Annotated in this window: 3 protein-coding genes; all 3 read left to right on the top strand. The window is 59.7% G+C overall.

Annotation, left to right across the window (positions count from 1 at the left end):
* The first annotated feature begins 121 nt into the window (after positions 1-121).
* The 3 genes from HY26_RS17965 (at position 122) to HY26_RS17955 (ending at position 1,415) form a co-directional block, all read left to right on the top strand.
* Positions 122-445 carry a DUF736 domain-containing protein gene (locus tag HY26_RS17965; RefSeq protein WP_112074271.1) on the top strand — a complete coding sequence of 108 codons (324 nt, stop codon included), beginning with the start codon at positions 122-124 and terminating at the stop codon, positions 443-445.
* A gap of 179 nt (positions 446-624) precedes the next feature.
* Complete coding sequence (locus HY26_RS17960) at positions 625-867, top strand: helix-turn-helix domain-containing protein (RefSeq protein WP_112074270.1); 243 nt, start codon at positions 625-627, stop codon at positions 865-867.
* The gene (locus tag HY26_RS17955) at positions 864-1,415 is read left to right on the top strand and encodes a S26 family signal peptidase (RefSeq protein WP_112074269.1); all 552 of its coding nucleotides are present in this window, start codon (positions 864-866) and stop codon (positions 1,413-1,415) included. The genes HY26_RS17960 and HY26_RS17955 overlap by 4 nt, the downstream gene beginning before the upstream one ends.
* Positions 1,416-1,451: the final 36 nt, after the last annotated feature.

Below are 1,451 nucleotides of genomic sequence, written 5' to 3'. Positions count from 1 at the left end.
CTCCGCTTTGCTGCGCCCGCATGCGGTTCAGGCCCGGGACAGCGCGTCCTCACGGTCCGGCGTCGACGGGGACAAGGGGTTCCCGGAGACACAAGCCAAAGGAACGAAAAGGAGAACCCCAATGGCAAACGCACTCGGATATGTCAGCGAGACCAAGGCCGGCTTCGAAGGCACCCTCGCAATGATGAACCTTAATGCGGCCATCCGCATCGAGAAGAATGGCGAGAAAGCCTCTGAAGGCCAACCGGACTACCGCATCTTCGCCGGAGAGACCTCGACCGAAATCGGAGGTGGCTGGATGCGCAAGGCGAAGTCTTCGGGACGCGAATACGTCTCGCTGACCCTCGCCGATCCGCAAATCAGTCCCCGCCGGATCTATGCGAACCTCGCACCGGTCAAGGGCAAGAAAGGCCGCCATGTGATCCTCTGGAACCCGAAAGACTGAGGGTTCAGATCCTCCTCCCCAGCCGCTCCGGAGCAAGCCTCCGGGGCGGCTTTCCGCATGTCAGAAACATGGTGAACAGGGGAGGGGAAAAACCCACGGCGCGCATATTTCCTCTCAAATCCTGCGCAGGATCGCGCAGTTTGATCGCATCGCAAGATATCAGTGAAAGGAGCACAAGAATGAGCGATGCAGACAAGACAGTGCCTCAGGCGGCGAATGACAATGACCTCTTCAATGTGGTGGAGGCAGCAAATTTTCTCCGCCTCAAACGTTCGACGCTGGATCACTATCGCTGCGAAGGACGGGGTCCAATCTATCGCAAGCATGGCGCACGCGTCTTCTACACACGCGCCAGTCTCCTGGCATGGTCAGAGCGCCAGATGTTCTCGTCCACGTCTACACGCGTTGAGAAAAAGAAGTGAAGGCGCAATGGGCTTCTGCTACAGCTGCCGGGATACTGGCGGCTGTTGCAGGACTGGCATTTGATCCTGGTACCCGTTTCATTTGGAACCGGACCGGTAGCGCGCCCATCGGGCTCTACGGGCTGAGCGATGATCCATTCACAAGAGGCGATTGGGTCATCGTCTCAGCCCGAAGCGGTGAAGCGGACTGGGCGGCGGCGCGCGGTTACGTCGGGAGGGACTGGCCCCTCATCAAGCAGATTGCGGGGCTACCGGGCGATGAAATTTGCCGGGAAGGAGGTTCTGTTTTCGTGCGTGGAGTCCACGTCGCGGACGCCATGGATGCCGACACTCTGGGCCGGGAAATGCCGGCCTGGGAGGGATGTAAAGTGCTGAGAGCGGACGAAGTTTTCCTGCTCAATCCACATCCACGATCGATCGATGGGCGCTACTTCGGGCCGACTAAGGTCGACGATCTCGGCGGGGTTCTTGTCCTTCTCTGGAGTCCGCATGGACGGACGGCGGACATGTCGGTGCAATGCCATGCAGAGCGTGGCCAGGAATTCTGAGGCGGACCCGGTAGTGCTGTCGTAAACCCGCCAGCT

Origin of the sequence: Hyphomonas sp. GM-8P (assembly GCF_003263315.1) — a bacterium.
Taxonomy (GTDB): Bacteria; Pseudomonadota; Alphaproteobacteria; order Caulobacterales; family Hyphomonadaceae; genus Hyphomonas.
Note: the sequence above shows the minus strand (reverse complement) of the source record. Positions and strands in the feature narration are given on the sequence as shown.